Here is a 3,745-nt window from a genome sequence, read left to right on the forward strand (position 1 = left end):
TGGGCTGCGCGGCGATCGACAAGGGCACCAATCAGCCCAACAAGTTTCTCGATCCGAAATCCTCTGAATCGGGCATCCCGCATTATTCGACGGGTCGGCGCGATGATCTGATTCAGATGCAATATCTGCGCGCGATGACGAGCTACTGGCTGGATCCCGACAAGAACCCGGTCTCGGATGTGTATGGCGCGCCGATGCTGGATATGGACCATGCCTATGTCTGGGCCTGGGATGCGCGGCCCTGGCCTGCCTTTCCCAATAACCGGGAATTGTGGTCGGATGGCGAAAACCACGCGCGCGGGCATTGGATTTCGGGCCGGATGGGGGCGCAGCCGCTGGCCGATGTGGTGGCTGAAATCTGCGAGTCGGCGGGTGTTTATGACTATGATGTCAGTGGGTTGCATGGTTTCGTGCGCGGCGCGGCATCCTCGGGCGTGGAAAGCGCGCGGGCCAGGCTGCAACCTTTGATGCTGGCCTATGGGTTCGAGGCGAGCGAGCGCGATGGCAAGCTGGTCTTTCGCTCGCGGGTGGGGATGACCGAGGCGGTCGTGGATGCCGATCTGATGGCGGTGGGCGAGGATGGTCTGGCGGCCCCGGTCAACACCCGCCAGCCGCGCGCCGATATGGTGGGCCGGGTGCGGCTTTCCCATGTCGAGGCGGCGGGGGCCTATGAGACCCGCGTGAGCGAAGCGGTTTTCCCAGATGATTCTGAGGATGGCATCAGCCAGAGCGATCTGCCGCTGGTGATGACCGGCGGCGAGGGCCGCGCCGTGGCCGAACGCTGGCTGGCGGAATCGCGGGTGGCGCGGGACACGATCAGCTTTGCCCTGCCGCCATCGCGGCGCGATATCGGGGCCGGAACCATTTTCGAGATGGCGGATGGATCCTCCTGGCGGGTGGACCGGCTGGAGGATGCGGGTGCGCGTCAGGTTGAGGCGGTGCGCTCGGAAATGGAGATCTACGACCCCTCCGACACCGTCGAGGATGCGGTCACGCTTGAGGCTTTCGTGCCGCCGGTACCGGTCAGCCCGGTGTTTCTGGATCTGCCGCTGTTGACCGGTAACGAGGTTGAACACGCGCCGCATCTGGCGGTGGCCGCCGTGCCCTGGCCGGGGGTGGTGGCGGCCTATAGTTCAGCCAGTGACAGCGGCTATACGCTGAACAGCCTGATCGAGCGGCGCTCGATCGTCGGGGTTCTGGAAAGCCCGCTGTTTCGTGCCGAGCCGGGGGTCTGGGATCGTGGCCCGGCGCTCAGGGTGCGGTTGGGGGCCGGTGCGCTGGCCTCAGCCCCGCTTGAGGATGTTCTGAACGGGGCCAATGCGGCCGCAATCGGGGATGGCGACGGTGCGAATTGGGAAGTGATCCAGTTTGCCGATGCCACATTGGTGGGGGAAGATCTGTGGGATATCACGATGCGATTGCGCGGCCAGGCGGGCAGCGATGGAACCTTGCCGCCAGATTGGCCGGTGGGGTCGCTATTCGTGTTGCTCGATGGCGGGCCGCAGCAGATTGACATGGCGTTGTCGGCGCGCGGGTTGGCGCGGCATTATCGGATCGGTCAGGCCGCGAAAAGCTATGATCATCCAAGCTATGTGCATCGGGACCTGGCCTTTGACGGCATCGGGTTGCGGCCCTATGCACCGGCCCATCTGCGCGCGTTGCAGGTCGGTTCGGGGCGTGACATTACCTGGATCAGACGCACCCGGATCGACGGCGACAGCTGGCAGGGAAGCGAAGTGCCGCTGGGCGAGGATGTTGAAAGCTACATCCTGCGGATCCGCGACACTGGCGGTGTTCTGCAACGCGAAGTCACGACCGGAATATCGGGTTTTTCCTATAGCGATGCGATGCGGGCCTCTGACGGGGTGACCGTGCCATATTCCATTGAAGTCGCTCAGGTTTCTGCGCGCTTCGGCCCCGGACCATTTACAAGGATCGAGATCAATGACTGACACCACAAACCTTGGCCTGCCGTTGTTGGCCGCGTCGCAGGCACAAAAACACGTCACCGTAAACGAGGCGCTGCAACGGCTGGATGGCGTGGTGCAATTGACGTTGCGCTCGCGCAGCCAGACCACACCGCCGGGGGCCGTGCTGGAGGGCGAATGCTTTGGCGTGCCGACAAATGCCGTGAACGCCTGGGCCGGACGTGACGGCGAGGTGGCGCAGTTCGTCAATGGCGGATGGGTGTTTTTCACGCCGCGCGCCGGGTGGCGGGCCTTTGTCACCGATACCGGCAGTATTGACCTGCATGATGGCAGCGCCTGGCGCAGTGGCGGTCTGAGCGCCACGCCGGGCGGGGCCGGAATGGCGATGATGAGCGTCGAACAGGATGTGAGCATCTCTGCGGGCGCGAGCGTTACGGCAAGCCTGTCATTTCCGGCCCGATCGCTTGTTTTGGGGGCCACCGGGCGGGTGACGCAGGCAATCACCGGCACCCTGAGCGATTGGCGCCTTGGCGATGCCGCCAGCGATGCCCGATTTGGCAATGGGCTGGGAATTGCACAAAATTCATGGATCAGCGGCCCGGTGAACCCCTTTGTGGTCTGGGCCGGAACGCCCCTGCTGCTGACGGCGAATGGCGGCGATTTCACCGATGGCACGGTGCGGATCGCCATTCACTATGCGCAATTCACCATCCCCGATGCCGTATAAGCGATTGTGATCCAGGCCATCACAGGTTTGACCTTGGTTCTGCCCCGCGATCTGATGTATCAAGGAGGGCAGTAAAACCCCGGAGGCCGTCATGGCAAAAACCCGCACCCGACTGGCCGAGCTTGACCCGGTCTGGAGCCGCATCACCCGCGAGGCGGAGGCCGCCGTGCGTGAGGAGCCGCTTTTGGGCGGTTTGGTGCATGGTTGCATCCTGCATCACGGCTCGCTTGAGGCGGCTCTGGCCTATCGCATGGCCCAGAAACTGGCCTCGGGCGAAATGTCGGAGCAGCTGATCCGTGAGATTGCCGATGAAGCCTATGGTGCGGATCCGGTGCTGGGGGTGGCGGCGCGGGCCGATATCGTGGCTGTTTTCGACCGCGACCCGGCCTGCCATCGGTTTTTGCAACCCTTGCTCTATTTCAAGGGGTTTCAGGCCATTCAGGCGTTTCGCGTCGGGCATCACCTGTGGAAGGCCGGGCGCACCGATCTGGCCTATTTCGTGCAGATGCGGGTCAGCGAGATGTTTGGTATCGACATTCACCCCGCCGCCAGAATCGGGAAGGGCATCATGATCGACCACGCCCATTCCATCGTGATCGGTGAAACGGCGGTGGTGGGCGACAATGTCTCGATGCTGCATTCCGTCACGCTTGGCGGCACCGGCAAGGAAGATGATGACCGGCACCCGAAAATAGAAGACGGCGTGCTGATTGGTGCCGGCGCGAAGGTTCTGGGCAATATCACGATCGGCAAATGCAGCCGGATCGCTGCCGGGTCCGTGGTGCTGGAGCCGGTGCCGCCCTGCAAGACCGTGGCCGGTGTGCCGGCCAGGATCGTCGGCGAGGCGGGCTGTGATCAGCCGTCCATGTCGATGGACCAGATCGTGCCGGGTGGGTCAGAGGTTTGACGGCGCAGTGAGATTTGCAAAAAGGCGGGCCATCGCGGCCCGCCTTTTTTGTATTTCAGGGCCCGGCTGTCAGGCCAGCATTGTCATCGGGTTTTCAAGATTGTCCACGATGGCATTCAGCAGCTTCGCGCCAAGCGCGCCGTCGATGACGCGGTGATCGACCGACATGGTGACCGACATCAC

General features: G+C 63.4%; 4 protein-coding genes. 3 read left to right on the forward strand and 1 reads right to left on the reverse strand.

The window, feature by feature from the left end:
* The 3 genes from ACW8PS_RS14020 to cysE form a co-directional block, all read left to right on the forward strand.
* Window positions 1–1,952 (forward strand): baseplate megatron protein TIM-barrel domain-containing protein (locus ACW8PS_RS14020; RefSeq protein WP_491528117.1); only part of this gene is annotated, 1,952 nt, incomplete at its 5' end.
* Window positions 1,945–2,655, forward strand: a complete 711-nt coding sequence (locus tag ACW8PS_RS14025; RefSeq protein WP_491528118.1) for a DUF2793 domain-containing protein — start codon at window positions 1,945–1,947, stop codon at window positions 2,653–2,655. The genes ACW8PS_RS14020 and ACW8PS_RS14025, both read left to right, overlap by 8 nt.
* 91 nt (window positions 2,656–2,746) lie before the next feature.
* Window positions 2,747–3,562 carry a serine O-acetyltransferase gene (gene cysE, locus ACW8PS_RS14030; RefSeq protein ID WP_491528119.1) on the forward strand — a complete coding sequence of 272 codons (816 nt, stop codon included), beginning with the start codon at window positions 2,747–2,749 and terminating at the stop codon, window positions 3,560–3,562.
* A gap of 69 nt (window positions 3,563–3,631) precedes the next feature.
* On the opposite strand, the gene ACW8PS_RS14035 is transcribed toward cysE, so the two are convergent.
* On the reverse strand, window positions 3,632–3,745 hold a 114-nt coding region (locus ACW8PS_RS14035), incomplete at its 5' end, for a 2-oxo acid dehydrogenase subunit E2 (RefSeq protein ID WP_491528120.1).

The sequence above is a fragment of the Alterinioella sp. genome (assembly GCF_058343375.1).